General features: G+C 67.0%; 21 protein-coding genes. 15 read left to right on the top strand and 6 right to left on the bottom strand.

The features are described from left to right. Positions 1 to 152 precede the first annotated feature (152 nt). The 12 genes from AC0J42_RS15490 to AC0J42_RS15435 all read left to right on the top strand — a co-directional run bounded on the left by AC0J42_RS15490 (position 153) and on the right by AC0J42_RS15435 (position 15,362). Complete coding sequence (locus AC0J42_RS15490; protein WP_473002308.1) at positions 153 to 2,528, top strand: TonB-dependent receptor plug domain-containing protein; 2,376 nt, start codon at positions 153 to 155, stop codon at positions 2,526 to 2,528. Between the two features lie 242 nt (positions 2,529 to 2,770). Then, positions 2,771 to 3,832 (top strand): ABC transporter substrate-binding protein, encoded by a 1,062-nt coding sequence (locus AC0J42_RS15485; protein WP_473002307.1) that lies wholly within the window; start codon positions 2,771 to 2,773, stop codon positions 3,830 to 3,832. Continuing rightward, positions 3,819 to 4,817: an ABC transporter permease gene (locus AC0J42_RS15480; RefSeq protein WP_473002306.1), complete on the top strand. Its 999-nt coding sequence runs from the start codon at positions 3,819 to 3,821 to the stop codon at positions 4,815 to 4,817. The genes AC0J42_RS15485 and AC0J42_RS15480 overlap by 14 nt, the downstream gene beginning before the upstream one ends. Continuing rightward, positions 4,811 to 5,590: an ABC transporter ATP-binding protein gene (locus tag AC0J42_RS15475; protein ID WP_473002305.1), complete on the top strand. Its 780-nt coding sequence runs from the start codon at positions 4,811 to 4,813 to the stop codon at positions 5,588 to 5,590. Before AC0J42_RS15480 ends, AC0J42_RS15475 begins: the two co-directional genes overlap by 7 nt. A 306-nt stretch (positions 5,591 to 5,896) precedes the next feature. Next, positions 5,897 to 7,555, top strand: coding sequence for an ABC transporter substrate-binding protein (locus AC0J42_RS15470; RefSeq protein ID WP_473002304.1), 1,659 nt, complete (start codon positions 5,897 to 5,899; stop codon positions 7,553 to 7,555). After that, positions 7,552 to 8,535 carry an ABC transporter permease gene (locus AC0J42_RS15465; RefSeq protein ID WP_416424457.1) on the top strand — a complete coding sequence of 328 codons (984 nt, stop codon included), beginning with the start codon at positions 7,552 to 7,554 and terminating at the stop codon, positions 8,533 to 8,535. Before AC0J42_RS15470 ends, AC0J42_RS15465 begins: the two co-directional genes overlap by 4 nt. Further along, the gene (locus AC0J42_RS15460; RefSeq protein ID WP_473002303.1) at positions 8,532 to 9,389 is read left to right on the top strand and encodes an ABC transporter permease; all 858 of its coding nucleotides are present in this window, start codon (positions 8,532 to 8,534) and stop codon (positions 9,387 to 9,389) included. The genes AC0J42_RS15465 and AC0J42_RS15460 overlap by 4 nt, the downstream gene beginning before the upstream one ends. Further along, on the top strand, positions 9,386 to 11,053 hold the full coding sequence (locus tag AC0J42_RS15455) for a dipeptide ABC transporter ATP-binding protein (RefSeq protein ID WP_473002302.1): 1,668 nt from the start codon (positions 9,386 to 9,388) through the stop codon (positions 11,051 to 11,053). Before AC0J42_RS15460 ends, AC0J42_RS15455 begins: the two co-directional genes overlap by 4 nt. Positions 11,054 to 11,070: 17 nt before the next feature. Then, on the top strand, positions 11,071 to 12,243 hold the full coding sequence (locus tag AC0J42_RS15450; protein ID WP_473002301.1) for an acyl-CoA dehydrogenase family protein: 1,173 nt from the start codon (positions 11,071 to 11,073) through the stop codon (positions 12,241 to 12,243). Between the two features lie 189 nt (positions 12,244 to 12,432). Continuing rightward, positions 12,433 to 14,235 (top strand): ABC transporter ATP-binding protein, encoded by a 1,803-nt coding sequence (locus AC0J42_RS15445; RefSeq protein WP_473002300.1) that lies wholly within the window; start codon positions 12,433 to 12,435, stop codon positions 14,233 to 14,235. 121 nt (positions 14,236 to 14,356) lie between these two features. Next, positions 14,357 to 14,572: a TOBE domain-containing protein gene (locus AC0J42_RS15440; RefSeq protein WP_008370939.1), complete on the top strand. Its 216-nt coding sequence runs from the start codon at positions 14,357 to 14,359 to the stop codon at positions 14,570 to 14,572. 82 nt (positions 14,573 to 14,654) lie between these two features. Beyond that, a complete protein-coding gene (locus AC0J42_RS15435; RefSeq protein ID WP_416424452.1) occupies positions 14,655 to 15,362 on the top strand; it encodes a metallophosphoesterase in 708 nt (235 codons plus the stop codon). 3 nt (positions 15,363 to 15,365) lie between these two features. Here the strand turns inward: AC0J42_RS15435 and AC0J42_RS15430 are convergent, their stop codons facing one another. The 6 genes from AC0J42_RS15430 to dkgB form a co-directional block, all read right to left on the bottom strand. Next, on the bottom strand, positions 15,366 to 16,925 hold the full coding sequence (locus AC0J42_RS15430) for a sensor domain-containing diguanylate cyclase (protein ID WP_473002299.1): 1,560 nt from the start codon (positions 16,923 to 16,925) through the stop codon (positions 15,366 to 15,368). Between the two features lie 121 nt (positions 16,926 to 17,046). Further along, positions 17,047 to 17,898 carry a 3-hydroxybutyryl-CoA dehydrogenase gene (locus AC0J42_RS15425; protein WP_473002298.1) on the bottom strand — a complete coding sequence of 284 codons (852 nt, stop codon included), beginning with the start codon at positions 17,896 to 17,898 and terminating at the stop codon, positions 17,047 to 17,049. 15 nt (positions 17,899 to 17,913) lie between these two features. Next, positions 17,914 to 19,095: an acetyl-CoA C-acyltransferase family protein gene (locus tag AC0J42_RS15420; protein WP_416424449.1), complete on the bottom strand. Its 1,182-nt coding sequence runs from the start codon at positions 19,093 to 19,095 to the stop codon at positions 17,914 to 17,916. A gap of 103 nt (positions 19,096 to 19,198) precedes the next feature. Continuing rightward, positions 19,199 to 19,639: a carboxymuconolactone decarboxylase family protein gene (locus AC0J42_RS15415; RefSeq protein ID WP_416424448.1), complete on the bottom strand. Its 441-nt coding sequence runs from the start codon at positions 19,637 to 19,639 to the stop codon at positions 19,199 to 19,201. An 80-nt stretch (positions 19,640 to 19,719) separates the two neighbouring features. Further along, positions 19,720 to 21,159, bottom strand: a complete 1,440-nt coding sequence (gene pdxR, locus AC0J42_RS15410) for a MocR-like pyridoxine biosynthesis transcription factor PdxR (RefSeq protein WP_473002297.1) — start codon at positions 21,157 to 21,159, stop codon at positions 19,720 to 19,722. Between the two features lie 331 nt (positions 21,160 to 21,490). Next, positions 21,491 to 22,294 carry a 2,5-didehydrogluconate reductase DkgB gene (gene dkgB / locus AC0J42_RS15405; protein ID WP_473002296.1) on the bottom strand — a complete coding sequence of 268 codons (804 nt, stop codon included), beginning with the start codon at positions 22,292 to 22,294 and terminating at the stop codon, positions 21,491 to 21,493. A 297-nt stretch (positions 22,295 to 22,591) separates the two neighbouring features. Between dkgB and AC0J42_RS15400 the strand changes: the two genes are divergently transcribed. From AC0J42_RS15400 to AC0J42_RS15390, 3 genes are all read left to right on the top strand, one after another. Beyond that, the gene (locus tag AC0J42_RS15400; RefSeq protein WP_473002295.1) at positions 22,592 to 24,076 is read left to right on the top strand and encodes an NCS1 family nucleobase:cation symporter-1; all 1,485 of its coding nucleotides are present in this window, start codon (positions 22,592 to 22,594) and stop codon (positions 24,074 to 24,076) included. Between the two features lie 132 nt (positions 24,077 to 24,208). Continuing rightward, positions 24,209 to 25,510 (top strand): cation:dicarboxylate symporter family transporter, encoded by a 1,302-nt coding sequence (locus tag AC0J42_RS15395; RefSeq protein WP_473002294.1) that lies wholly within the window; start codon positions 24,209 to 24,211, stop codon positions 25,508 to 25,510. Then, a complete protein-coding gene (locus AC0J42_RS15390) occupies positions 25,507 to 26,382 on the top strand; it encodes an NAD(P)-dependent oxidoreductase (RefSeq protein WP_473002293.1) in 876 nt (291 codons plus the stop codon). Before AC0J42_RS15395 ends, AC0J42_RS15390 begins: the two co-directional genes overlap by 4 nt. Positions 26,383 to 26,388 lie beyond the last annotated feature (6 nt).

Raw genomic sequence — 26,388 nt, 5'->3', positions numbered from 1 at the left:
CTCCTCATATACCCATTAGGTCTTTAAAAATTTATTTAAATGGCAATAGGATATATGTCATCGGGCCACCGAATTCTACAAACACGACACAAGGATGATCGCCACCGTTCGCCATACGGATCGCTCGCCACGAGAGATTCCAGGAGCGGTACATGCAAGGATTCCAACGTCACCCGCTGGCGGCAGCGCTGCTGTCGGCCGGCCTGTTCTGCAGCGTCGAGGCCTTCGCCGACGCCACGCCCGAGGACGGCGCCAAACTGGACACGGTGATCGTCACCGGCACCCGCGCCCAGGAGCGCACCGCCAGCCAGTCGCTGTCGCCTATCGATGTGATCTCCGGGGAAAGCCTGCGCAACAGCGGCTCGGACGAACTGGGCACGGTGCTGGCCCGGCTGATTCCGTCCATCAATTTCCCGCGCCCCAGCCTGGTCGATGGTGCCGAACTGGCGCGGCCGGCGCAGATGCGCGGGCTGTCGCCCGACCAGGTGTTGGTGCTGGTGAACGGCAAGCGCCGCCACACCGGCGCCTTCGTCAACCTGGGCGGGGCAGTGGGCCGCGGTTCATCGCCGGCCGACCTCAACGCCATTCCGCTGTCGGCCATCGACCATATCGAGGTGCTGCGCGACGGCGCCTCGGCGCGCTACGGCTCGGACGCCATCGCCGGGGTGATCAACATCATCCTCAAGGACGCCAACCACGGCGGCTCGCTGTCGGCCAAGTACGGCGGCTACAAGAAAGGCGACGGCCTTCAGCGCGAGCTGGACGGCAACACCGGCTTCGCCCTGGGCGACCGGGGCTTCTTCAACGTTTCCGGCGAGGGCGCCAACAACGACTACACCGACCGTGCCGGCGACGACTACCGCACCGCCAGCATCGGCTCCACCACCTACGGCCAGCACGTGTTCCGCCAGGGCGAGCCGGCCACCAAGGACGGCAAGGTCTTCTTCAACAGCGAGTTCGACCTCAATGACAACGCCCAGCTCTACAGTTTCGGCGGCTACAGCCACCGCAGCGGCGAGACCGCAGCGTTCTACCGGGCCAGCAACGCCTCCAACAACATCCCGGCGCTGTACCCCAACGGCTACCTGCCGCTGATAGAAGGCACGCTCGAGGACCGTTCGCTGGTGGTGGGCGTGCGCGGCCAGTGGCTGGACGACTGGCATTACGACCTGTCGGCCAACTACGGCCAGAACAGCTATGAGATCAACACTCGTACCCTCAACACGTCCCTGGGCCTGGCCACGCCCACGCACTTCTACAACGGCACGCTTGAGAACGACCAGAAGCAGCTCAGCCTGGACCTGTCCCGCGAGTTCCGCCTGGGCTGGCTGGCCAACCCGGTGTCGCTGTCGGTGGGCACCGAATACCTGCGCCAGGACTACCAGATCAAGGCCGGCGACCCCGATTCCTACTTCGGCAGCGGCAGCTCTGGCCTGGGTGGTTTCCGCGCCGCCGACGCCGGCAGCTACAGCCGTCACGACGTGGCTGAGTACCTGGACCTGGAAACCGACTTCACCGACAAGCTCAGTGGCTCGGCCGCCGTGCGCCGCGAGGACTACAGCGACTTTGGCGCCAACACCACCGGCTCGCTGTCGGCGCGTTATGCCTTCACCCCGCAGGTGGCGCTGCGCGGCAGCCTATCCACCGGCCTGCGCGCGCCGTCCCTGGCGCAGCAGAACTTCACCTACACCTCGTCGCAGCTGATCGGCAATACCGTGCAGGAGGCCGGCACCTTCCCGGCCAACAGCCAGGTGGCGCGCCTGCTCGGCGCCGAAGACCTGAAGCCGGAAAAGTCGCGCAACTACAGCCTGGGCCTGGTGCTGCAACCCACCGACAACCTGACCCTGACCGCCGACGTGTACCGCATCGACATCGACGACCGCATCACCCTGTCGTCCAACCTGGTGCTCAACAACGCCGCCATCGCCTACCTGCAGGCCAACGGCGTGGGCGACATCAACTACACCAGCGCCCGCTACTTCACCAACGCCGTCGACACCAGCACCGACGGCATCGACCTGGTGGCCAACTACCGCTACCAGTTCGACAACGGCGTGCGCTGGAACAGCACCCTGGGCTACAACTACAACCACACCAGGGTCACCGACGTGAAGGCCAACCCGGCGGTGCTCGACGCCCTGGGGGTGAACCTGCAGCGCGTGGACCGCCGCGAGAAAGACGGCCTGCTGGGCGACACCACGCCTGAGCACAAGCTGACCCTGGGCAACGACTTCAACTACGGCAACTGGGCGCTGCACAGCACCCTGGTGCGCTATGGCGAATACACCAGCTACCAGGCCGACGCCGTCAACGACCAGCACTTCCAGGCCGCCTGGGTGCTGGACCTGGCCGTGGACTACCGCTACAAGAACTGGTTGTTCACCCTGGGCGGCGACAACGTCACTGACCAGTACCCGGCCAAGCTCAACGCCTATTCCTCCAGCGGTGGCAACCTGGCCTACAGCACCTTCTCGCCGTACGGCTACAGCGGCGCGTTCTACTACGCGAAGGTGGGCTATAGCTGGTAGCTCCCGGGGGCCAAACCCTCCGTAGCCGCTGCCGCCAGGCTGCGCTGGCCCTCGACTTCACTGGAAATTTTCACGGTTCATGAAGGCCAGCGCAGCCTGCGGCAGCGGCTACGGATTTGCATATTAACTTATGAATTAAATGAATTTAAATTATTAAAAGTCTAGTGTTAAGGTTCTAAAAAATCCCTCGGCGACCGTGCGCGCGGACCCGAACATCCCCACGCTTGCCCAGGGAATCCCCCATGCCATTCAACACTTTGTCGCGCCGCCATCTGCTCGGCCTGGGCGCTGCCGCCCTGGCCAGCCCGCTGCTGCTGTCCTTGCCGCGCAGCGCCTGGGCCGAAGACCACGGCCCCATGCAGATGGGCGCCGAGCCGCCGGGCACCGGCGACTTCATCAAGCTGGACGCGCCCTACAAGCTCAAGCTGGCCATCAACCTCAACGCCGTGTGCCTGGCGCCGGTAGTCATCGCCCACGGCGAAGGCTTCTTCACTAAGCACAACCTGGACGTGGAGTTCGTCAACTTCGGCAACTCCACCGAAGTGCTGCTCGAAGCCATCGCCACCGGCAAGGCCGACGCCGGCATCGGCATGGCCCTGCGCTGGCTGAAAGCGCTGGAGCAGGGCTTCGACGTCAAGCTCACCGCCGGCACCCACGGCGGTTGCCTGCGCCTGCTGAGCGCTACCAACGGCCCCATCAACAGCCTCACCGACCTCAAGGGCAAGGCCATCGGCGTCACCGACATGGCCGCCCCCGACCGCAACTTCTTCTCCATCCTGCTGAAAAAGCATGGCGTCGACCCGGTGCGCGACGTGGAGTGGAAGCTGTACCCCGCCGACCTGCTTAGCACCGCCTTGGCCAAGGGCGAGGTGCAAGCCATCAGCGGTGCCGACCCGTTCATGTACCGGTTGCTCAAGGACGGCCAGGCGCGCGAGCTGTCCACCAACCTGGTGGACGAATACGCCAACCTGTCGTGCTGCGTGGTGGGGGTGACCGGCAAGCTGGTGCGCGACAACAAGCGCGTGGCTGCCGCCTTGACCCAAGCCATCCTCGAAGCCCACGACTACGCCGTGCAGCACCCGGGAGCCGTGGCCAAGGGCTTCCAGAAATTTGCCGTCAACACCAGCGAAGCCGAGGTGCAGGCCATCCTCCATTCCCACACCCACGGCCACCACGCCGTGGGCGCGGCGCTGGCCACCGAGATCGTCACCTATGTCGACGACCTGAAGACTGTGGAGGTGTTCGATGCCAGCACCAACGCCGTCGACTTCGCCGAGGAGATCACGGCCAATGTCTTCAGTTGAATTGAGCCATGCCGCCACCCGCGCCAGCACACCGCGTGCCCGGGTGGGCTGGCGCCCAGCCGTGGCGGTGGCCGCCTGGCTGCTGGCGGCGCTGTTGACGCGCTGCTACCCGGACGCCACCCGCCACTGGCCGCTGACCGAGGGCCTGGCTAACGTCGAACTGGCCCTGGCGGTAATCGTCGGCGCGCTGGCGGTGCTGGCGCCGCGCTCGGTGCGTTTGGCTCGACGCTTGCGCCACCTGGCGCCGTGGCTGATCGCGCTGGCGCTGCTGCTGAGCCTCTGGGAACTGGCGACGGCGAAACTGGCGCTGCTGCCGGTGCCGTTCTTCGCGCCACCGCAAGCCTTGCTCAACGTCTACCTCAGCGACTGGCCACGGCTGTTCGACAGCCTCTGGCATTCCGCGCTGCTGCTGGGCAGCGGCGTGGCGTTGGGGGCGGTGTTCGGCTTCATCGCCGGGGTGTCCATCGGCTGGTCCCGGGCCATCGGCTACTGGCTGCACCCGGTGCTGCGAATCCTCGGTCCGGTGCCGTCGACGGCGCTGCTGCCGCTGTGCTTCTTCCTGTTCCCCAGCAGCTGGAGCGCCAGCGTGTTCCTGATTGCCCTGGCCACCTGGTTCCCGGTCACGGTGCTGACGTGGTCGGGGGTGGCCAGTGTCGACAAGGCCTACTACGACGTGGCCCGCACCCTGGGCGCCAAGCCCGCTTTCCTGATTTTCAAGGTAGCCATTCCCGCTGCATTGCCCCATGTATTCGTTGGCCTGTTCATGGGCCTGGGCGCATCGTTCTCGACCCTGGTGGTGGCGGAAATGATGGGGGTCAAGTCCGGCATCGGCTGGTACCTGCAATGGGCCCAGGGCTGGGCGGCGTACGCCAATATGTACGCGGCGTTGCTGGTGATGGCGCTGGCCTGTTCCGGGCTGATCTCGGCGCTGTTCCATGTGCGAGATCACTTGTTGGCGTGGCAGAAAGGAGCGGTCAAATGGTAGCCCTGCACAAACCCCACGGCGCAGGCCTTGCCTTGCACATCGAAGGCCTCAGCCACGCCTTTCACCTGGACGGCGAACCGTTGCCGGTGCTGGAAAACGTCAGCCTCGACGTGGCCCCCGGCGAATTCGTGGCCTTGCTGGGGCCTTCCGGCTGCGGCAAGTCCACCTTGCTGCGCCTGGTGGCCGGCCTTGAGCCCGCCGACCGTGGCACCCTGAACGGCGACGGCCAGCCCATCAGCGGCCCCGACCCGAGCCGCGTGGTGGTGTTCCAGGACCCCACCCTGTACCCGTGGCGGCGGGTATGGGACAACGTTGCTGTGGGGCTGGAGGCCCAGGGCGTGCTCAAACGCCAGCGGGGCAGGGTGGACGCAGCCCTGGCCAAGGTGCACCTGGCCGAGTTCGCCCGCGCCTGGCCACGGCAACTGTCCGGCGGCATGGCGCAGCGGGTGGCGCTGGCACGGGCGCTGGTCAACGAACCGCGCCTGCTGATTCTCGACGAGCCGCTGGGCAAGCTCGATTCGCTGACGCGCATCGCCATGCAGAAGGAGTTGATCGAACTGTGGCAGCGCCAGGGCTACACCGCGCTGCTGGTGACCCATGATGTGGAAGAGGCGTTGTTGCTGGCCAACCGCATCATCGTCTTCAGCGAGCGGCCGGCGCGGGTGAAGGCGCAGATTGTCGTGGAGCGTGGTTACCCGCGACGGCGCGATGACCCGTACCTGGTGAACCTGCGTACGCAGATTTTGCAATCACTGGGGCTGGGCGACGCGTGAGGCGCGCCCGGACGCAGCCTTCGGCAGCTGCTACGCGAATGCGGATACCTCATGGGTCGCGTCGCCTGCATCGCGGCCAAGGCCGGCTCCTACCACGAACAGCGTAGGAGCCGACCTTGGTCGCGATGCAGGCGACGCCATTTCGTGTGCCCGATGCAGATCTCAGCTGTTGCTCCAGCAACATCACTTGTTCACTTTGCCCTGATCACGACGGCTCATCCCACGCAAACCCCTGTAAACCGGGCCTCCCACACCCGGCACGGGTTGTGCAATCACTCCCTCAGGATCATTCGCCGAGGGACGTCCGTGCATTCAACCTTCAAGACTTTCACCCTGGCCACGCTCTGTGTGGCGCTGGCTGCCTGCGACCGCAGCGCCCAGGTGGCGCAGCGCAGCAGCACGCCGGTCAGTGGCGGCACGCTGGTCTACGCCACCGACCGCGAGCCCACCTGCCTGGACCCCCACGTGGCGGGCGACATGCCCCAGGTGTTCATCGGCCAGCAGTACCTGGATTCCCTGGTGTCCATGGACGAGAACGGCAAGATCGGCCCCTGGCTGGCGGAAAGCTGGGAGGTGTCGGCCGACGGCACCACCTACACCTTCCACCTGCGCAAGGACGTGCACTTTACCGATGGCACGCCGTTCACGGCCGCGGCGGTGAAGGCCAACCTCGACCACATGGCCAACCCCAAGACCCAGTCCAGCACCGCCGGTGGCTATATTCGCCAGTACCGCAGCACCGACGTGGTCGACCCGTACACGGCGGTGGTGCACCTGGCCACGCCGTATGCGGCGTTCCTGGAGGTGCTGGCGCAAGGTTTCCTGGGCATCGAGTCGCCCACCGCGCTGCTGCGCTCGCGCGATGAGAACTGCGAGTCGCCGGTAGGCTCGGGGCCGTTCAAGGTGGTGCGCTGGGACCGCCAGAGCCAGGTAGAGCTGGTGCGCAACCCGGACTACCACTGGGCGCCGCCTACGGCCAAGCACAACGGCCCGGCGTACCTGGACCGCATCCTGTGGAAATTCATCCAGGAGCCGTCGGTGCGATTCGCCTCGCTGCAGGCCGGCGAGGTGGACGTCATCGAGGCGCTGCCGCCCGAGTCCCACGAGGCTGCGCGGCACAACCCTGAGCTCAGCATCCTGATTGCCCAGCGCCCCGGCAACCCCACCAACGGCACCCTGAACATCACCCGCGCGCCCTTCAACGACGTGCGTGTACGCGAAGCCTTCGTGCGCAGCGCCGACATCGACGGCGCGCTGAAAAGCGTGTACTTCGGCGAGTTCCCCCGCGCCGGCGGGCCGCTGAGCGTGGCCACGCGCTTCTACAGCCCCGACTTCGAACACGCCCAGGACTACGACCCGGCCCGCGCCGCCCAGCTGCTGGACGCCGCCGGCTACAGCCAGCGCGACGCCGAGGGTTACCGCACCAGGGACGGCAAGCGCCTGCAGGTGCACGTGGTGATGGGCAACCGCACCGCGCCGTCCGAGCAGACCCTGTGGGAGCAGGTGCAGGCCACCACGCGCGCCGCCGGTTTCGAGCTGATCATCGACCAGATGAGCGACACCCAGGCCACGGACCGCCAGTCCAAGTGGGACTACGACGTGCGCCTGGGCTACTGGAACACCAACACCGCCGACGTGCTGCGCATCATCTTCAGCTCGCAGTTCCTGGCGCCCGCCGGAGTAGGCGGGTACCACCAGAACACCGCCGGCTACAACGACGCGCATTTCGACCAACTGGTCGAAAGTGCCCTGGCCACCCAGGACCCGGCCCAGCGCCAGGCCCTGTACTACCAGGCCCAGGCCCAGGCCAGCAAGGCCTACCTGGAACTGACCACCTACCCGCAAAGCACGCGCCTGGGCATCTACAAGACCACCCAGGGGGTGCGCATCGAGCCGTCCCTGGCGGTGACCTACCTGTATGACGCCTGGGTGGACAAAGGCCAGAACAAAGGAGTGAAGCCATGAATGCCATCGTGACGCTCGACAACCCCCGGCGCCAGCGCCTGGTTCACCTGGGCCAGCGCGCCGCCTGGCGGCTGGGCGGCGCCGTGCTGGTGCTGTGGGCCGTGGCCACCCTGACGTTCTTCGCCCTGCGGCTGATGCCTGGCGACCCAGTGCTGGCCATTCTCGGCGGGCCCAGCGGCAACCCCACGGCGGAAACCATCGCCGAGGCTACGCGCGAGTTTGGCCTGGACAAGCCGCTAGCCGTGCAATACGGCGTGTACCTGTGGAAGCTGCTGCACGGCGACCTGGGCGTGTCCTACTCCCAGCACCAGCCGGTGACCCAGGTGCTGGCCGAGCAGAGCGGGCCAACCCTGGAGCTGCTGGTGCTGGCCCTGGTGCTGGCGTGGCTGTTGGTGCTGGCCTGGACCCTGGTTACCGCCGGGCGCCGCTCGTGGCTGAGCCAGCTGGGCTCGCTGGCCGAGACCCTGGCGGCGGCCTTGCCGCAGTTCTGGCTGGGCATCGTGCTGCTGGCGGTGTTCGCCTTTGGCCTGAAGTGGTTCCCGCCGGCGGGCAGCGACGGCTTTGCCACCCTGGTGCTGCCGGCCTTTGCCCTGGCGTTCCCGCTGGCCGGGTTCATCGGCCAGGTCACCCGCGAATCGCTGGAATATACCCTGGAGCAGCCCTTCGTGCTCACCGCCCGCACCCGCGGCCTCAGCGACCTGGCGGTGCGCTTCAAGCATGCGCTGCGCCACGCCGTGCTGCCGGGGGTGTCGCTGTCGGGCTGGGCCATCGGCGCGCTGATCAGCGGCGCGGTGGTGGTGGAGGTGATCTTTTCCCGCAAGGGCCTGGGCCGCCAGCTGTACCAGGCGGTGCAGGCCCAGGACCTGCCCCTGACCATCGGCATCAGCCTGGTGGTGGCCGCCGGCTACGTGCTGGCCAACATTCTCATCGACCTGCTGTACGAATGGATCGACCCACGCCTGGCGGAGCAACGCCCATGAGCCAATTAGTCCTTGAAGCACCGGCGCTGACCCTGTCGCGGCCACGCCTGACCGTCCGCTGGGGCACGCTGCTGGCCGGCCTGTTCATTGCCTGGCTGCTGGCCGCAGCGCTGGTGCCCGGCCTGTTCAGCCCCGCCGATCCGTTGGCCATCGTGCCCCGCGACGCCTTCCACGCGCCGGGCTGGGCACACTGGTTCGGCACCGACCAGTCGGGCCGCGATATTTATGCGCGCATCGTCCACGGCGCGCGCCAGTCGCTGTTCATCGGCGTCGCCGCCACGGCGTTGGCCATGTCCATCGCCATCAGCCTGGGGCTGCTGGGCGGCCTGCTGGGCGGCTGGACCGACCGCGCCATCGGCTGGCTGCTGGAGGTGCTGTTCGCCTTCCCATCGTTGGTGCTGGCGCTGCTGTTCGTGGCGGTGTTCGGCAGCGGCATCGGCCCGCTGATCATCGCCACCGGCATCGGCGGTGCGCCGGGCTATGCGCGCATGGTCCGTGGCCAAGTGCTGAGCGTGCGCAACGCCGGCTACATCGAGGCCGCGCGCGCCCTGGGCCACCGCCCGGCGCGCATCATCCTCCGGCAGCTGCTACCCAACGCCCTGCGGCCGCTGGTGGTGACCATGACCATGGGCGTCGGCCAGGCCATTGTCTGGGCCTCGGCCCTGAGCTTCCTGGGCCTGGGCGCCAAGCCACCGGCACCGGAGTGGGGGACCATGCTGTCCATGGGCCGCGACTTCGTGGTCAACGCGCCGTGGCTGACCATCGTCCCGGGCCTGTTCATCGTGCTCACCACGCTGTCGACCACGGTGCTGGGCCGCTACCTGCAACAACGCCTGGAGGGCCGCCTCTCATGAGCCGCAAAACCCTGATTGTCGAAGGGCTGTCCATTCGCTTTGGCGAGCACAGCGTGGTCCGTGACCTGAGCTTCACCCTGGCACCGGGCAAGACCCTGGCGCTGGTGGGCGAGTCCGGTTCGGGCAAGAGCGTTACCGCGCGCAGCCTGATCGGCCTGGCCGGCGCCGGCGCGCAGATCAGCGCGCGCACCCTGCGCTACGGTGACCACGACCTGCTGAAGCTGTCCGAGCGCCAGTGGCGCCAACTGCGCGGCCAGGCCATTGGTTTCGTGCTGCAGGACGCGCTGGTGTCCCTGGACCCGTTGCGGCCGGTGGGCAAGGAAATTCTCGAAGTGCTCACTACCCACCAGTGGGGCACCGCCGCCAGCCGCCCGCAGCGGGTGCAGCAATTGCTGGAACGCGTCGGGGTGCCGGAGCCGGCGCTGCGTGCGCGCCAGCGCCCCGACCAGTTGTCCGGCGGCCTGCGCCAACGCGCGCTGATCGCCAGCGCCCTGGCCCTGGACCCGCACCTGGTGATTGCCGACGAACCGACCACGGCCCTGGACGCCACGGTGCAGGCGCAGATCCTGGAAGTGCTGCAGGCGATCAAGGCGCGGGGCGACTCGCTGCTGATCATCAGCCACGACCTGGCCGTGGTCGCCCAACTGGCCGACGAGGTGCTGGTGCTGCGCCATGGCGAAGTGGTGGAGCAGGGGCCCACCGACCAGGTGCTGCGCCAGCCCAGCCACCCCTACACCCAGGCGCTGCTGGACGCGGTGCCTGGCGAGCACGGCCGCGCGGCGCGGCCAGCCACCGGCGAGGTGCTGCTGCGCGCCACGGGCCTGAGCAAGCGCTACGTGGGCCCGGACCGCCAGGTGCGGCAGGTGGTGAACGACGTCAGCTTCGAACTGCGCGCCGGCCAGACCCTGGGCATTGTCGGTGAGTCGGGCTCGGGCAAGACCACCGCCGCGCGCATCGCCCTGGGCCTGCTGACCCCGGACGCCGGCACCGTGAGCTTCGCTGGCCAGCCCTGGAACGCCGTTGGCGATACGGTCAGCGAGGCCCAGCGCCGCCTGCGCCGCCGCGACATCAGCGTGATCTACCAGGACCCGCTCAGCTCCTTCGACCCACGCTGGAGCGTCGGCCAGATCCTCGCCGACGCCCTCGACGTGGCCGGCATGGCCAAGGCGGAGCAGGGCGCGCGGGTGGCCAAACTGCTTGATCAGGTGCGCCTGCCCGGCGCCCTGGCCAGCCGCCGGCCGCTGCAACTGTCCGGCGGCCAGCGCCAGCGCGTGGCGATTGCCCGGGCCATCGCCAGCAACCCCAAGGTGATTGTCTGCGACGAGCCGGTGTCGGCGCTGGACGTGTCGGTGCAGGCCCAGGTCCTGGATTTGCTGGCTGACCTGCAGGCCGAGCTGGGCGTGGCCTACCTGTTCATCTCCCACGACCTGGGGGTGATCCGCCAGGTCAGCGACCAGGTACTGGTGATGCGCCACGGCCAGGTGGTGGAAAGCGGCCCGGTGGCGCAGGTGTTCGACCAGCCGCGCCATGACTACACCCGCCGGCTGCTGGCCGCCGTGCCGCGCCTGCCCGGCGCTGGCGTGGAATGGGTGGCACCGCCCCAGGAAGACGAAAACCCGCTGTGGCTCTTCGACGAGTCGCGGCTATGGAAGATTGCCATTTGAACTGCCCAGGAGTACCCATGACCGTTCAGGCCCTGAAAGACCGCATCAACGCCTTGCTGCCCGCCATCGAGGCCGGCGCCGCCGCCCGCGAGCGTGACCGCCAGTTGCCCTACGACGCCGTGCGCCAGCTGGCCGAGGCGGGCCTCTATACCTTGCGCATCCCGCAGGCCGCTGGTGGCCCCGGCGCCAGCGTGCGCGACACCATCGAAGTGCTGCTGGCGGTGGCCAGCGTCGACTCCAACACCGCCCAGGCCCTGCGCCCGGGCCTGGCCTTTGTCGAAGGCCTGCTGGCCAGCAGCGCCGAGGACGCCGACGCCGAGCGCCAGCGTTGGTTCGCCCGCTACCTGGACGGCGCCGTGCTGGGCAACGCCGGTTGGGAGGTGGGCGGCGCCAACGGCGCCATCAGCGCGCGCATCGTGCGCCAGGGCGACCACTACCGGGTCAACGGCAGCAAGTACTACAGCACCGGCTCGCTGTACGCCGACTGGATCAGCGTGGTGGCGCTGGACGAGGACGACCTGCCGCGCTCCTTCGTGCTGCCCCGCGACCGCCAGGGCCTGGTGCTGCTGGACGACTTCGACGCCATGGGCCAGCGCCTCACCGCCAGCGGCACCACGCGCCTGGACGACGTGATCGTGTACCCGGACGAGTTGCGCACGCGCACGGTGGAAGAGGGCACGCGCACCATCGTCACGCCGTTCCTGCAGCTGTTCCTCGCCACCGTGCAGGCCGGCATCGCCCGCAACGCCTTCAACGACGCGGTGCGCTTTGCCCAGCACCATGCGCGGCCCATCAAGCACAGCAGCGCCACGCGCTCGGTGGACGACCCTTATGTAGAGCTGAGCGTGGGCGAGATCGCCGCTCGTGCCTACGCCGCCGAAGCCGTGGTGCTGCGCGCCGCCGACAGCATCGACCGCGCCTGGGCCGCCGGCCAGGCGCCGGCGCTGGTGGAACAGGCCGCGGTGGACGTGGCCCAGGCGCAGTTCATCACCGCCGACAGCGCGCTGAAGGCCGCCGAGCGCCTGTTCGACGTGGGCGGCGCCTCCACCACCAGCCGCCAGCACAACCTCGACCGGCACTGGCGCAACGCCCGCACCGTGGCCAACCACAACCCGCGCGACTGGAAAGCCGCGGCGGTCGGCGCCTGGGCGCTGAAAGGCACGCCCCCGCCAACCTCCGGGTTGTTCTAAAACCCAAACCGCGTCGCCTGTATCGCGACTAAAGTCGGCTCCTACCACGGGTAGCGTAGGAGCCGACTTTAGTCGCGATGCAGACGACGCGGTCCGCTTGGTGGACGTTTGTACCAACTCTGGCACATTTCATGATTGTCATGCCCGCCACCGTATCCTGCGGATGACTTGCCAAGGAAGCGCTATCCCATGTCCCAGAGCACTGCAACGCCCGAAACATGGAAGGTCGACCACCTTCCGGGCACCCCGTTGGGCTTCGTCCTGTTGTTCCTGCGCCGTTTCAAGGGCTGGTACCTGGCCATCCTGCTGCTGCAGATTGGCGCAGCCGTGTGCACGATCCTGGTCCCCTGGGGCCTGGGGCGCCTGACCGGGCTGATCAGCCACCTGGCCGACATCCGCCAGGCCTTCGACGTTCTGCAAACGCCGCTGCTGCTGTTCGCCGGCCTGCTGGTGCTGGAAATGCTCATGCTGCGCATCGGCAACGGCTGCCACATCCACGTGGTGCCCATCCAGCGCCGCGCGGTTACCCAGACGCTGTTCGCCTACCTGCAGCAGCACTCCCACCGCTTCGTCAGCAGCGAGTTCGCCGGGGCCCTGGCGCACAAGGTGTCGGAGGTGTCGATGGGGGTGAACATGACCATCGCCATCGTCCTGTTCGACCTGATTCCGGTGGTGGTCACCCTCAGCGTCTCGGTGCTGTTGCTGTACCTGGCCGCCCCGGCGCTGGGCCAGTTCATGCTGGTGTGGGCGCTGCTGTTCACTGGTATCAGCTACTGGTTGGCGCGCCGCAGCCAACCGCTGGCGCAGCAGTTTTCCTCGGCGCGCAGCCTGAGCAACGGCAAGGTGGTGGACGCGGTCAGCAACCTCACCAACATCCGCCTGTTCGCCCGCCACGCCTATGAATACGACTACCTCAACGGCTACCTGAACCGCGAGATGAAGGCCGCCTACCGGGCGTTCATCTACATGGAGAAAATCCGCTGGCTGCTGTCGGGGCTGGGCGTGGCGCTGAAGCTGGGCATGGTGCTGCTGGCCCTGTACCTGTGGCGCGCCCAGCGCCTGGACCTGGCCGGTTTTGTCATGGCCACCAGCTTGTCGTTACTGATCGTCAACGACGTGGGCAACCTGGCGCGGCGGCTGCTGGATTTCTTCGAGGCCGCCGGCAACATCGCCAACGGCGTACGCACCCTGGTGCGCCCCCACGAGGTCACCGACCAGGCCACTGCCGGGCTGCTGCAAGTGAAGCGCGGCAACATCGAGTTTCGCGACGTGACCTTCGGCTACCGCCCCGGGCAGGCGATTTTCCAGGGCTTCAACCTGAGCATTCCGGCGGGCCAGCGCGTGGGCCTGGTGGGCTCGTCGGGCTCGGGCAAGTCGACCCTGCTGAGCCTGCTGTTGCGCCTGTACGACGTGCAGGGCGGCGCGGTGCTGATCGATGGCCAGGACGTGCGCCAGGTCACCCAGCATTCCCTGCACGGCCAGATCGGCCTGATTCCCCAGGAGCCGGGGCTGTTCCACCGCACCATCCGTGAAAATATCCATTACGGCCGGCTGGACGCCAGCCACGAGGAGCTGGACGCCGCCATCCACCGCGCCGGCGCCCAGGGCTTCATCGGCGAGATGGAGCACGGCTACGAGTCGCTGGTGGGCGAGCGCGGGGTGAAGCTGTCGGGCGGGCAGCGGCAGCGCATCGCCATCGCCCGGGTGATCCTCAAGGACGCGCCGATCCTGGTGATGGACGAGGCCACCTCGAGCCTGGACTCCATCACCGAGCGCTTCATCCAGGACAAGCTCGACGAGATCATGGACGACAAGACCGTACTGGTGGTGGCCCACCGGCTGTCGACGGTGGCGCACCTGGACCGCATTCTGGTGCTGGACCACGGGCGGCTGGTGGAGGATGGCAGCCATGAGCAGCTGTTGGCCCAACGCGGGCACTACTACCGGTTGTGGAGCCGCCAGGCCCAGGCGGTGGAGGAATTGACCTCGTGAATGCATATTTCTTACAGGAATATCAAAAGCACAATCAATTCCTTTTGATTTTAACCGGGCTGGGGCACAGTAAACCCATCGCGGCACTGGGCCGCAGCTTTCATCACAAGGGAATCGTGCCATGACCATCAAAGCCATCAACGTACGCAACCAGTTCAAAGGCGTGATCAAGGAAATCATCGAAGGCCCGGTGGTGTCGGAAATCGACGTGCAGACCGCTTCGGGCATCGTTACCTCGGTGATCACCACGCGCTCCATCCATGAGCTGGAACTGAAAGTGGGCAGCGAAGTGATCGCGTTCGTGAAGTCCACCGAAGTGTCCATCGCCAAGCTCTGAGCCTGTACAGGGCAGCTATCCATTGACCGCGCGGCGCCACGAGACGAAGATCGTGGTGCAGCGAGGCACAAGGAGGCTGGCCATGAACAAATTCGCCCATTACGCGCGCAACCCCAGTGGTCGCGACTTTGCCGTGGGCGATATCCATGGCCACTTCGGCCGCCTGCAAGCCACCCTCGACCGCGTGGGCTTCGACCCGGCCACCGACCGCCTGTTCAGCGTCGGCGACCTGGTGGACCGCGGCCCGCAAAGCGAAGCGTGCCTGGAGTGGCTGGACCGCCCCTGGTTCTTTGCCGTGCAGGGCAACCACGAGGCCCTTGCCATCCAGCACCAGGCCAATATCAGCGTCGACGAGCGCATGTACCGCGCCAGCGGCGGCGCCTGGTTCATTGACGCCAGCGCGGAAAAACAGCAGCTCTACGCCCAGCGCTTCAGCCAGCTGCCGGTGGCCCTGGAAGTGGAGACCAGCCGCGGCCTGGTGGGCCTGGTGCACGCCGATTGCCCGTTTCCCACCTGGCGCCAGTTGCGCGACTTCCTCCAGCACCGCTGGCCCGGCGAAACCTACACCGACGAGGGTTGCCAGTGGTCGCGCGCGCGCATCAAGCGCGGCGACGGCAGCGGCATTCGTGACGTGCGCGCGGTGATTGTCGGCCACACGCCGTTGCGCCGGCCGCGGCGCCTGGGCAACGTCTGGCACATCGACACGGCAGGCTGGAGCGAAGGCTATTTCACCTTGATGGAGCTGGGTGCCCTGGAGCCTTTGAACGTGCCTGCCCCCGTGGCGCGCTAAGCGTCAGACCTGCTGCGGCTCCGGCTGCACCTGGCGCTGGGGTTGCGGTGGGTAGAGGCGGTTGCGGCCGTGGTGCTTGGCCTGGTACAGGGCCTGGTCGGCCGCCTGGATCAGCAGGTGCGGCTGGGTGTCCTCGCCCTCGGGCACCCACACGTGCACGCCGGCGCTCAGGGTCACCAGGCCACCGTCGTTGCCGGCATGGTGGATGGTCAGTTCACGCACCCGTTCAAGGATGTTGTTGGCCACCAACCAGGTGCCGGCCCAGTCGCTTTCCGGCAACACCACCAGCAGTTCCTCGCCGCCGTAGCGCACCACCAGGTCGCTGCTGCGGCCCACGCAGTCCAGCACCGCGCGGCCCACGGCGCGCAGGCACTGGTCGCCGGCGGGGTGGCCGTACAGGTCGTTGAAGCGCTTGAAGTGGTCAACGTCGAGCATGATCAGCCCCAGCGGCTTGCCGTTGCGCCGGGCGCGGCCGATCTCGTGGGGCAGGGCGGCGTCCAGCTGGCGGCGGTTGGCCAGGCCCGTGAGGGCGTCCTGCATGGCCAGGATCTCCAGCGCAGCGTGGGCGTTGCGCAGTTGCGCTTCGGTGCGCTGGCCGTGGCGCAGCTGGCGAATCAACGCCACGCCGAACACCGACAGCGCCGCGCCCACCACCAGGATGAACGCCGCCGAGCGCAGCAGGTTGGCGTGCCAGGTGGCGTAGATGGCGTCCTTGGACTGGGCGGCTTCCACCACCAGCGGGTATTTGTCCAGGGACTTGTAGCTGAACAGCCGCGACACGCCGTCGATCAGCGACGGCATCATGCTGCTGCCCGAGGGCTGGTTGGGCAGCAGCTCGCTGAACACCCGGCCCTTGGCCAGGCTGGTGCCGATCACGTGCTCGTCGAAGGGCCGCCGGGCCAGCACTGTGCCGTTGCCCAGGGCCAGCACGATCACGCCCTGGCGGTCGAGGTCGAACGACTGGTAGAAGCGGTTGAAGAACTCCAGGTCCAGGGTCGCCAGGGCCACGCCGGCAAAGGCGCCGTCCGGGCCTTCGATGCGCCGTGACACGGGGATGATCAGCTGGTTGTTGGTGCGGCTGCGAATCACCGGGCCGATGTGCACGGCGTTGCCGCGGTTGAAGCGGTGGAACTGGAAGTATTCGCGGTCGGCGTTGTTGACCCCAGCTGGGTCAACGTCGTTGGAGGTCACCAGCCAGCGGCCGTCCTTGTCGTAGATGAACAGGCCGTGCAGTTGGGTGAGTTCGTGGGTGCGCGCCTGCATCAGCCGGTGCAGCCGGGCCAGTTGCGCCGGGCCGGTGCCGTCGGCCTGGACCCGTTCGGTGAGGTCGGCCAGCACCGTGTCGGCTTCCTGCACGGTGCTTTCGGCGTGCTGGGCCAGCGAACGGGCGAGGTTGGCGGTGTGGGTCTGCGCCACCCGCAGCGCCTGTGTGCGGGCGGTCCAGCTTTGCCAGGTGTCCAGGCCCAGCAACGACAGCAGCACCAGCGCCATGAAGCCGATGGCCAGGCGCTGGGCCGAGGGCCGAGCCTTGAGGATGATGCGCTGCTGCAGATTGTCCAGCATCGGCGGCCATATGAGCGAATGGGCGTCTGCCCAGTGTAGCAGCGGCCACGAGGCGCGGTATCCCTGGGAATATGCGGAGCCTGCGGACGCGGCCTGGTGGCCGCTGCTACGGGGTGCAGTGTTACGGGTAGTGGTGGAAACCGCGGCCGGCCTTGCGGCCCAGGTAGCCGGCAGCGACCATTTCGCGCAGCAGGGGGGCTGCGCGGTATTTGCTGTCGCCGAAGCCTTCCAGGAACGCGTCCATGATCGCCAGCAAGGTGTCCAGGCCGATCAGGTCGGCCAGGGCCAGCGGACCGATGGGCTGGTTGCAGCCCAGACGCATGCCGGTGTCGATGTCCTCGGCGCTGGCCAGGCCTTCGCTGAGCACCAGGATGGCCTCGTTGATCATCGGCACCAGGATGCGGTTGACCACAAAGCCTGGACGGTTGCCGGCGCTGATAGCGGTCTTGCCCAGGCGCCCGCTCACGTCCAGGGCCAGCGCATGGGTGGCGTCGCTGGTCTGCAGGCCACGGATCACCTCAACCAGGGCCATCATCGGCACCGGGTTGAAGAAGTGCAGGCCGATGAAGCGGTCCGGCGCGTTGACGCTGGCCGCCAGTTGGGTCACCGACAGCGACGAGGTGTTGGTGGCGATGATGCACTGCTCGCTGACCTGCTCGGCGATCTGCTTGAGAATCTTCACCTTCAGCCCGAGGTTCTCGGTGGCCGCCTCGATCACCAGCTGGGCCTCGGCCAGCCGCGCATAGTCGGTGCTGGTGGTGATGCGCACCAGGGCCTGGTCGGCCTGCGCCTGGGTCAGCGTCTGCTTGCTGACCTGGCGTTGCAGGTTCTTGCCCAGGGTGGCCAGGCCCTTTTCCAGGGCGGCGTCGCTGATGTCCAGCAGGGTGACGCTGTAGCCGGAGAGGGCGCACACCTGGGCGATGCCGTTGCCCATGGTGCCGGCGCCGATGACGGCGATGTGTTGCACGGTCATGTCATGTTCCTTCAATTAAACGCGTTCGAACAATACGGCGATACCCTGGCCGCCACCGATGCACATGGTCGCCAGGCCGTAGCGGCCCTGGATGCGGTGCAGTTCGTGGATGGCCTTGGTGGCGATGATCGCGCCGGTGGCGCCCACCGGGTGGCCCAGGGAGATGCCCGAGCCGTTGGGGTTGACCTTGGCCGGGTCGAAGTCCAGCTCGCGGGCCACGGCGCAGGCCTGGGCGGCGAAGGCTTCGTTGGACTCGATCACGTCCAGATCCTGCACCCGCAGGCCGGCCTTGAGCAGCACCTGGCGGGTGGCCGGAATTGGCCCCAGGCCCATCAGCGCCGGCTCCACGCCGGCGTGGCCGTAACCCACCAGCCGCGCCAGTGGCACAAGGTTGTGGGCGCGCACGGTCTCGGCGGTGGCCAGCACCAGGGCGGCGGCGCCGTCGTTGAGGCTGGAGGCGTTGCCCGGGGTCACCGTGCCGTCCTTCTTGAACGCCGGCTTCATCTTCGCCAACTGCTCGGCGTCCACGGCGCGCACGTTCTCATCCTCGGCGAAGGTCACCGGGCCTTTGCGCGTGGCAATCTCGATAGGCACGATCTGCGAGGCAAACCGCCCCTCGGCAATGGCGCGGGCGGCGCGCTGCTGGCTGACCAGCGCCAGCTCGTCCTGCATCTGCCGGGTAATGCCGTACTTTTCGGCAATGTTCTCCGCGGTGATGCCCATGTGAATGCCAGCGAACGGGTCGTGCAGCACGCCCAGCATGTAGTCCAGCGCCTGGATATCGCCCATGCGCGCCCCCCAGCGGGTCTGCTGCAGGAAGTACGGGCCACGGCTCATGGACTCGACGCCGCCGGCCAACACCGCGCCGGCGTCGCCCAGCAGCAGGCTCTGCGCCGCCGAAACGATGGCCTGCAGGCCTGAACCGCACAGGCGGTTGACGTTGAATGCAGGAGTTTCTTGAGGAATGCCGGCGTTGACCGCCGCCACCCGCGACACGTAGGCGTCGCGCGGCTCGGTGGGGATCACCGTGCCGAACACCACGTGGCCGATGTGCTCGGGGGCTAGTTTGGCCCGCTCAAGGGCGGCACGGGCCAGGTCGGTGGCCAGCTGGGTGGGCGGTACATCCTTGAGCGAACCGCCAAAACTGCCGATGGCCGAGCGCGCGGCGCTGACCACGAAGATTTCCGGGGTGGACATGGGGAGGGCTCCTGACTGGGCGTGTTGTTTTTTGCCCAGTCTAGAGCGCCCCGGGGGGATTTGTCTCTTGCGGGAACTCAACGGTCCCGGGGCGAACCGCGAGTCAGGCCTGGGGCACCATGGCGAAGCCCACGCCGAAGCGGTTCCAGGCGTTGATCGTGGCAATCGCCAGGGTCAGGTTAGCGACTTCCGCTTCGTCGAAGTGTTCAAGCAACGCCTCATATTGATGCTGTGGCGCGTGATGAATGGACAACTGCGTCAGGCTTTCCACCCACGCCAGCGCCGCACGCTCGCGCGGGGTAAAGAACGGCGTTTCTTCCCACACGGTCAGGGTCTGCAAGCGGGCTTCGGTTTCGCCGGCCTTGCGCGCATCGTTGGCGTGCATGTTCACGCAGTAGGCGCAGCCGTTGAGCTGCGAGGCGCGCAGGCGCACCAATTCCAGCAGCGAGTTCTCCAGGCCGGACTTGGCCAGGGCCATTTCCAGGCCAACCATGGCCTTGTAGGCGTCGGGTGCGGCTTTGGCCCATTCGATGCGCTTGTTCATTTCAGTGTCTCCGGGGTAGGTGTCGTGTGGGAGCAACCTTAACGCCGGGGCCAATCGCGCCGAATAGCCAATGCGGCGCTTTACCGGGGGGCCAATTGCTGGAAGATGTCGCGCACCCGGTCCAGGGCCGGGTCGATGTCCAGCAGGTCGATGGCGCCAAAGCCCAGCAACAGGCCTGGCACCGGCGTTTGCCGGCTGTAGAACGGGGTGATCGGGTACAGGCCTACCTCGGCCTGGCGCGCCACCTTGATCAGCACGCCCAGGTCGGCGTCCGACTGGCTCAGGGCAGTCAGGTGGTAGCCAGCGGTGGCGGGCACGGCGGCCAGCCAGGGCGCCAGGTCACCGGCCAGGCGCTGCAGAATGCGTTCGCGGCGGGCGCTGTACACCTCGAAGCAGCGGCGCACGTGCTTGAGCAGTTCGCCCTCGCTGATGAACTTGGCCAAGGCCCACTGGCTGAGGGTGGGGGTGTGCCAGTCGGTCAACTGCTTGGCCACTTTCACCGCTTGCAAGATGGCCGCTGGCAGCACCGCGTAGCCCAGGCGCAGCTCGGGCAGCAGGGTCTTGGAGAAGGTGCCGATGTAGGCCACCAGGCCGTACGGGTCGAGGCTCTGCAGGGAATCCGTCGGTGGCCCTTCGTAGCGGAACTCGCTGTCGTAGTCGTCCTCGATGATGATCGCCCCCAGCTGCGCGGCGCGGGCCAGCAGCGCCTGGCGGCGGGCCAGGCTCATGGGCATGCCCAGCGGGAACTGGTGCGAGGGGGTGACGTAGATCAGCCGGGTGCCCTCGGGGATCAGCTCTACGCACAGGCCTTCATCATCCACCGGCACGTCCACCACCTCGGCGCGCTGGGCGGCGAACAGCTGGCGGGCGAAGGGGTAGCCGGGGTCTTCCATGGCCACCTTGCAACCGGGCTCGATCAGCACCCGGGCGATCAAATCCAGGGCCTGCTGCGCGCCGTTGGTGATCAGCACGCTGTCGACGCTGGCGCGCACCCCGCGGGCAAAACCGATGTGGCGGGCCACGGCCTCGCGCAGTTCCGGCAGGCCCTGGGGGTCGCCGTGCAGGGCGCGGGAGCGGTTGAACTGACGCAGGGCGTAGAGGGTGCAGCGCCGCCACTGGTCGAAGGGGAAGTGGGTTTTCAGCGACGCGCCGCCGATGAACTCATAGCGGGCGCGGCCCTGGGCGGCGGCGTGGCTGAGTGGCATGGGCATGTCCCGCCACAGCGCCAGCACGGCGGCGCTGGCCAGCGGCGAGGCTGGCTGTACTTCTGGCTGGGTGATGGGCCGGGCGTTGACGAAGGTGCCGCTGCCCACGCGGCCGCTGAGCAGGTTGTCGTAGGTCAGGCGTGAATAGGCGTCGGCTACGGTCTTGCGCGACACGCCCAGTTGCGTCGCCAGCAGGCGCGTGGGCGGCAGCTGCGTGCCGGCGGCCAGCAGGCCGCTGTCGATGGCGTCGTACAGCTGGCGGTAGAGTTGCTCGCCCAAATCCTTGCGGGTGGGGAAGGTGATGTGCAGTTCCATGGGGGCAGGCAGGTAGCGGATGATCCCGCCATCGTAGCAGCTGCCGCAGGCTGCGTCCGGCGGCGGTCCTGCGTTGCTCCAGGCCGCGGCCTTTGGCGGATGGCCGCCCCGCCGCTGCTACCGGTGCGATGTGCGCAGGACTTCGCGTAGCCGCTGCCGCCAGGCTGCGCTGGCCCCTGAGTTCACTGAAGGTCTCCAGCGAGGGTGAAGGCCTGCGCAGCCTGCGGCAGCGGCTACAGATTCGCGTAGCAGCTGCCGAAGGCTGCGTCCGGCGGCGGTTGTGCGTTGCTCCGGGACGCGGCCTTTGGCCGCTGCTACGGGCGTTAGCGGCTCAATCCCAGTGGGGGGCGACGCTGGCGGGGCTGGTCAGGCGTTCGCCGCGGTCCAGGGCGGCGATCTCGGCCATGTCGGCGTCGCTCAGGCGCAGGTCCACGGCGGCCAGGTTGCTGGCCAGGTTGTCGCGGCGGGTGGAAGAGGGGATCACCGCGTAACCCAGCTGCATGGCCCACGCCAGGGTGACCTGGGCGGTGGTGGCCTGGTGGCGTGCGGCGATGGCGGCGATTACCGGGTCATTGATGACCTTACCGTAGGCCAGGGTCATGTACGAGGTAACCTGGATGCCCTGGCTGCGGGCGAACTCGGCAACCTTGCGGTTCTGCAGGTAGGGGTGCAACTCGATCTGGTTGGTGGCGATCTCGCCGGCACCGACCACCGCGATGGCTTGTTGCATCAGGTCGATGGTGAAGTTCGACACGCCGATCTCGCGGGTCAGCCCGAGCGCCTTGGCTTCGGCCAGGGCGGTCATGAACTCGCTCACGGCCACGGCGTTTTTCGGCGATGGCCAGTGGATCAGGGTCAGGTCCACATGGTCGGTGCGCAACTTGGCCAGGCTCTCGCGCAGGCTGGGAATCAGTTTGTCGGCGGCGAAGTTGTCGACCCAGATCTTGGTGGTGATGAACAGCTCGTCGCGGGGCACCTGGCTGTCGGCGATGGCCTGGCCGATCTCGGCCTCGTTGCCGTAGATCTGCGCGGTGTCGACGGTGCGGTAGCCCAGTTCCAGCGCGGTGCGCACCACGTCGATGACAACCTGGTCCTTGAGGCGGAAGGTGCCGAGGCCGAAGGCGGGGATGCTCATGGGACGTTTCCTGTGACAGTGATAGAGGGTAGGCGCCCAGTATCGAATCCATCCCGGCAGGGAAACAGAGTGGCTGCGGCATTTGATATTTGCGTAGCGGTCACGAATACGTGCGCACGCCGGTGACGGCGCACCAATACGAGTCCTGACCGATCGGACAGCAACCGTGCCATGTCCAACCTCTGAAAATAATGCCAGTGGCATCAGGAGCTTGCAGCGGGTGTGGGACAGGGTGCCTGTGCACGGCACGGTAATTGATAGCCCATGGCGTCACAACAACCTTTCAAGGACGCGGCCATGCACCCCACCCAATCCACCGTCACCGAGCGTGACGGCCTGTTTGAGCTGCACGCCGGCACCGACGTGCTGGACAGCCCCCGCTACAACGCCGATATCGCACCCACCAAGGTTCATGAGCGTACCTGGAACCAATGGCACATCACCGCGTTGTGGGTTGGCATGTCCATCTGCGTGCCGACCTATACCCTTGGCGGGGTGCTCACCGCCTATTTCGGCCTGACGGTAGGGGAGGCGCTGCTTGCCATACTGTTGGCCAACATCATTGTGCTGGTGCCCCTGACCCTCAATGCCTTCGCCGGCACTAAATATGGCATTCCCTTCCCGGTGTTGCTGCGCGCCTCGTTCGGGGTCATGGGTTCCAACGTGCCGTGCCTGATCCGCGCCCTGGTGGCCTGCGGCTGGTTCGGCATCCAGACGCTGTTCGGCGGCCTGGCCATTCACCTGTTCCTGGGCTCGGTGTTCGAAGGCTGGAAGGCCCTGGGCGGCACTGGCGAGGTGATCGGCTTCCTGCTGTTCTGGTGCCTCAACCTGTGGGTGGTCATCCGCGGCGCCGAGTCCATCAAGTGGTTGGAGACCCTGTCGGCGCCGCTATTGGTGTTGGTGGGCGTCGGCCTGCTGGTGTGGGCCTTGCCGAACATATCCCTCACCGAGCTATTGGCACAGCCGCCCAAGCGGCCGGAGGGCGCCAGCGTTGTCAGCTATTTCTGCGCCGGGCTCACCGCCATGGTCGGCTTCTGGGCAACGCTGTCACTGAATATTCCCGACTTCAGCCGCTACGCCAAGAGCCAGAAGGCGCAAGTTGTCGGCCAGATCCTCGGGTTACCGCTGACCATGTTCCTGTTCGCCTCCCTGGGCGTGGTCATGACCGCCGCCTCGGTGTCGCTGGTGGGCGAGATGGTGTCCGACCCGGTCACCCTGATTGGTCATATCAAGAGTCCCGCCTGGGTGGCGGTGGCCATGGCGCTGATCATCGTTGCCACGTTGTCTACCAACACGGCGGCCAACATCGTCTCGCCCACCAATGATTTCCAGAACCTGGCGCCCAAGCTAATCGGCCGTACCCGCGCGGTGTTGCTGACCGGCGTGGTGGGGCTATTGCTGATGGGGCATGAGTTGCTGAAGAAACTTGGCTGGATTGTCTCGGACGTCAGCCTTGAGAAAGTGTTCTCGAACTGGCTGTTGGGCTATTCGAGCCTGCTGGGGCCGATTGCCGGGATCATGGTGGTGGACTATTTCCTGATCCGCAAACAGCAACTGGACCTGGCCGGGCTGTACAAGGATGGCGTATATCCGGCGTGGCATTGGCGCGGGTTCGTGGCGTTCGGGGTGCCTGCGGTATTGACACTGCTGTCGCTGGGAAGCTCGGCGTTCAGCTGGTTTTATGACTATGGCTGGTTCACCGGTTCGGCGTTGGGTGGCGTGTTGTATTACGGCTTGTGCAAAATTCGTGAGCCGTCCGCCGTGGTAGTGGCGACCCCGTAAACTCCCGACAGAGACGGCCAGGAGTCAAATGGCATAAACAAAACGCATGCCCCCCTCAAACGAACGCATTTCCCCAACAAAATCCATCCATGCAAACCTCGGGAGACATAAAAACAACAACGAGGTACACCCATGAAATGGCTTGGCAAGCTATATGTCCAGGTGCTCATTGCCATGGCCCTGGCCATCGCCCTGGGGCTGCTGGCACCTGACACCGCCGTGCAGATGAAGCCCCTGGGCACGGCGTTCATCGCCTTGTTGAAGATGCTGCTGGGGCCGATCATCTTCTTCACCGTGGTCCACGGCATCGCCCACATTGGCGACTTTCGCCGCCTGGGCCGTATTGGCATCAAGACCCTGGTGTATTTCGAAGTGGTCAGCACCCTGGCCATGCTCACCGGCTTCGTGGTGGTGTCGCTGGTGCGGCCCGGTGACGGCCTGCACCTGCACATGGCCGACACCCTGACCGGCGAGGCGGCCGGGCAGACCGCCGCCCTGGCGGCCGACAGTTTCAGCCTCAGCCACTTCATGCTGTCGATCATCCCGCGCACCCTGGGCGCGGCCTTCGTCGATGGCGAGATTCTGCCGGTGCTGTTCGTCTCGGTGCTGGTGGGCGTGGCCCTGGCCCAATGCGCCAAGCCCGACTGGGTGGGCCTGCGCCTGCTCAATGAAGGGCAGGTGGTGATCTTCAAGCTGCTGGGCTACATCATGCGCCTGTCGCCCTTGGGCGCGTTCGGCGCCATGGCGGCGGCCGTGGGCAGCTATGGGCATTCGACCCTGCTGTACCTGCTGCGCTACGTGCTGACCTACTACGCCAGCGTGCTGATATTCATCTTCCTGATTTTGGGCAGTGTCGCGGCACTGGCGGGGTTCTCGCTGCTGAAGATTCTGCGGGTGATCAAGGAAGAAGCGATCATCGCCATGGGCACCGCCTCCAGCGAAGCGGCGTTCCCGCGCCTGGTGGACAAGCTCAAGCAGGCCGGCTGCGACGAGGCAGTGGTGGGCTTCGTGCTGCCCGCCGGCTACAGCTTCAACATTGACGGCGCCTGCCTGTACATGGCTTGCGGCCTGGGCTTCCTGGCCCAGGCCACCGACACCTCGTTGTCCTGGGGCCAGCAGCTCAGCCTGCTGGCGGTGATGCTGCTGACCTCCAAGGGCGGCGCCGGCTCGGCGGGCGGCGCGGTGATCAAGCTGGCCGCCACCCTGCAGACCGTGCGCGTGCTGCCCATGGGCGCCGTGGGCTTGCTGTTCGGCATCGACCGGATGCTGGCCATCGCCACCTCCACCACCAACGTCATCGGCAACAGCGTGGCGGTGTTCGTGATCTGCCGCTGGGAAAAACTCTTCGACCGCCAGCGCTTCGACGCCTACCTCGCTGCCCCTGAACGCGCCGCCACGGCGCCCGTTGCCACCTTGCCAGAGAGCTCAAAATGACAGACCACAGCCTTCGCATTGCCCTGATCGGTTTCGGTGAAGCCGGCGGTATTCTTGGCCACGACCTGGCGGCCCAGGGCCTGGCCGTTCGCGCCTGTGACCGCCTGGGCGAGGCCCTGCGCGCCAAGGCCACGGCCAGTGGCGTGGCCCTGTGTAATACGGCCGCCGAGGCCATTGCCGGTGCCGACCTGATCATCAGCGCCGTCACCGCCGGCTCCGCCCTGGGCGTGGCCGAGCAGGTGGCCACGCTGATCGCGCCGGGGCAGGTGTTCATGGACATCAACTCGGTGGCGCCCAACACCAAGCGCAGCGCCTGCGCGGCCATCACGGCTGCCGGCGGCAGCTACATTGACGCCGCCGTGATGGCGCCGGTGCCACCGCAACGGCTGCAGACGCCGATCCTGCTCGGCGGCGAGCGCGCCGAGGAAGTGGCCGGCTGGTTGGCGCCGTTGGATTTCAATGTGCGCGTGGTCGCCGAAGACGTCGGCGTGGCCTCCGCCATCAAGATGTGCCGCAGCGTGATGATCAAGGGCCTGGAGGCGCTGACCACCGAGTGCCTGTCCACCGCCCGGCAATATGGCGCCGAGGGCGCGGTGCTGGCGTCGCTGCACAAAAGCTTCCCCAGCATGGGCTGGGACGCCGAGCTGCCGCATTACCTGATCAGCCGCGTGGCCGAGCATGGCCGCCGGCGTGCCGAGGAGATGGAAGAGGTGGCCAAGACCGCGGCCGACGTGGGCGTGGCACCGAACATGAGTTTGGCCATTGTCGCTACCCAGCGTGGGTTGGTGGAGCGCATGGCAGCGCAGGGCATGACCTACGCCGATACGGTGCCGTTTGATTGGACGCGCTTGGTGGATGCGCTGATCGACTGACGCAGC

The sequence above is a fragment of the Pseudomonas sp. Tav-5-1A genome (assembly GCF_055755055.1).
The sequence above is the reverse complement of the archived record's forward strand: the minus strand, read 5'-3'. Positions and strand labels throughout refer to the sequence as shown.

Coding starts and splice junctions, on each gene's coding strand:
- AC0J42_RS15490 (WP_473002308.1), top strand. CDS start 153: ATGCAAGGATTCCAACGTCACCCGCTGGCGGCAGCGCTGCTGTCGGCC.
- AC0J42_RS15485 (WP_473002307.1), top strand. CDS start 2,771: ATGCCATTCAACACTTTGTCGCGCCGCCATCTGCTCGGCCTGGGCGCT.
- AC0J42_RS15480 (WP_473002306.1), top strand. CDS start 3,819: ATGTCTTCAGTTGAATTGAGCCATGCCGCCACCCGCGCCAGCACACCG.
- AC0J42_RS15475 (WP_473002305.1), top strand. CDS start 4,811: ATGGTAGCCCTGCACAAACCCCACGGCGCAGGCCTTGCCTTGCACATC.
- AC0J42_RS15465 (WP_416424457.1), top strand. CDS start 7,552: ATGAATGCCATCGTGACGCTCGACAACCCCCGGCGCCAGCGCCTGGTT.
- AC0J42_RS15460 (WP_473002303.1), top strand. CDS start 8,532: ATGAGCCAATTAGTCCTTGAAGCACCGGCGCTGACCCTGTCGCGGCCA.
- AC0J42_RS15455 (WP_473002302.1), top strand. CDS start 9,386: ATGAGCCGCAAAACCCTGATTGTCGAAGGGCTGTCCATTCGCTTTGGC.
- AC0J42_RS15450 (WP_473002301.1), top strand. CDS start 11,071: ATGACCGTTCAGGCCCTGAAAGACCGCATCAACGCCTTGCTGCCCGCC.
- AC0J42_RS15445 (WP_473002300.1), top strand. CDS start 12,433: ATGTCCCAGAGCACTGCAACGCCCGAAACATGGAAGGTCGACCACCTT.
- AC0J42_RS15440 (WP_008370939.1), top strand. CDS start 14,357: ATGACCATCAAAGCCATCAACGTACGCAACCAGTTCAAAGGCGTGATC.
- AC0J42_RS15435 (WP_416424452.1), top strand. CDS start 14,655: ATGAACAAATTCGCCCATTACGCGCGCAACCCCAGTGGTCGCGACTTT.
- AC0J42_RS15430 (WP_473002299.1), bottom strand. CDS start 16,925: ATGCTGGACAATCTGCAGCAGCGCATCATCCTCAAGGCTCGGCCCTCG.
- AC0J42_RS15425 (WP_473002298.1), bottom strand. CDS start 17,898: ATGACCGTGCAACACATCGCCGTCATCGGCGCCGGCACCATGGGCAAC.
- AC0J42_RS15420 (WP_416424449.1), bottom strand. CDS start 19,095: ATGTCCACCCCGGAAATCTTCGTGGTCAGCGCCGCGCGCTCGGCCATC.
- AC0J42_RS15415 (WP_416424448.1), bottom strand. CDS start 19,639: ATGAACAAGCGCATCGAATGGGCCAAAGCCGCACCCGACGCCTACAAG.
- pdxR (WP_473002297.1), bottom strand. CDS start 21,159: ATGGAACTGCACATCACCTTCCCCACCCGCAAGGATTTGGGCGAGCAA.
- dkgB (WP_473002296.1), bottom strand. CDS start 22,294: ATGAGCATCCCCGCCTTCGGCCTCGGCACCTTCCGCCTCAAGGACCAG.
- AC0J42_RS15400 (WP_473002295.1), top strand. CDS start 22,592: ATGCACCCCACCCAATCCACCGTCACCGAGCGTGACGGCCTGTTTGAG.
- AC0J42_RS15395 (WP_473002294.1), top strand. CDS start 24,209: ATGAAATGGCTTGGCAAGCTATATGTCCAGGTGCTCATTGCCATGGCC.
- AC0J42_RS15390 (WP_473002293.1), top strand. CDS start 25,507: ATGACAGACCACAGCCTTCGCATTGCCCTGATCGGTTTCGGTGAAGCC.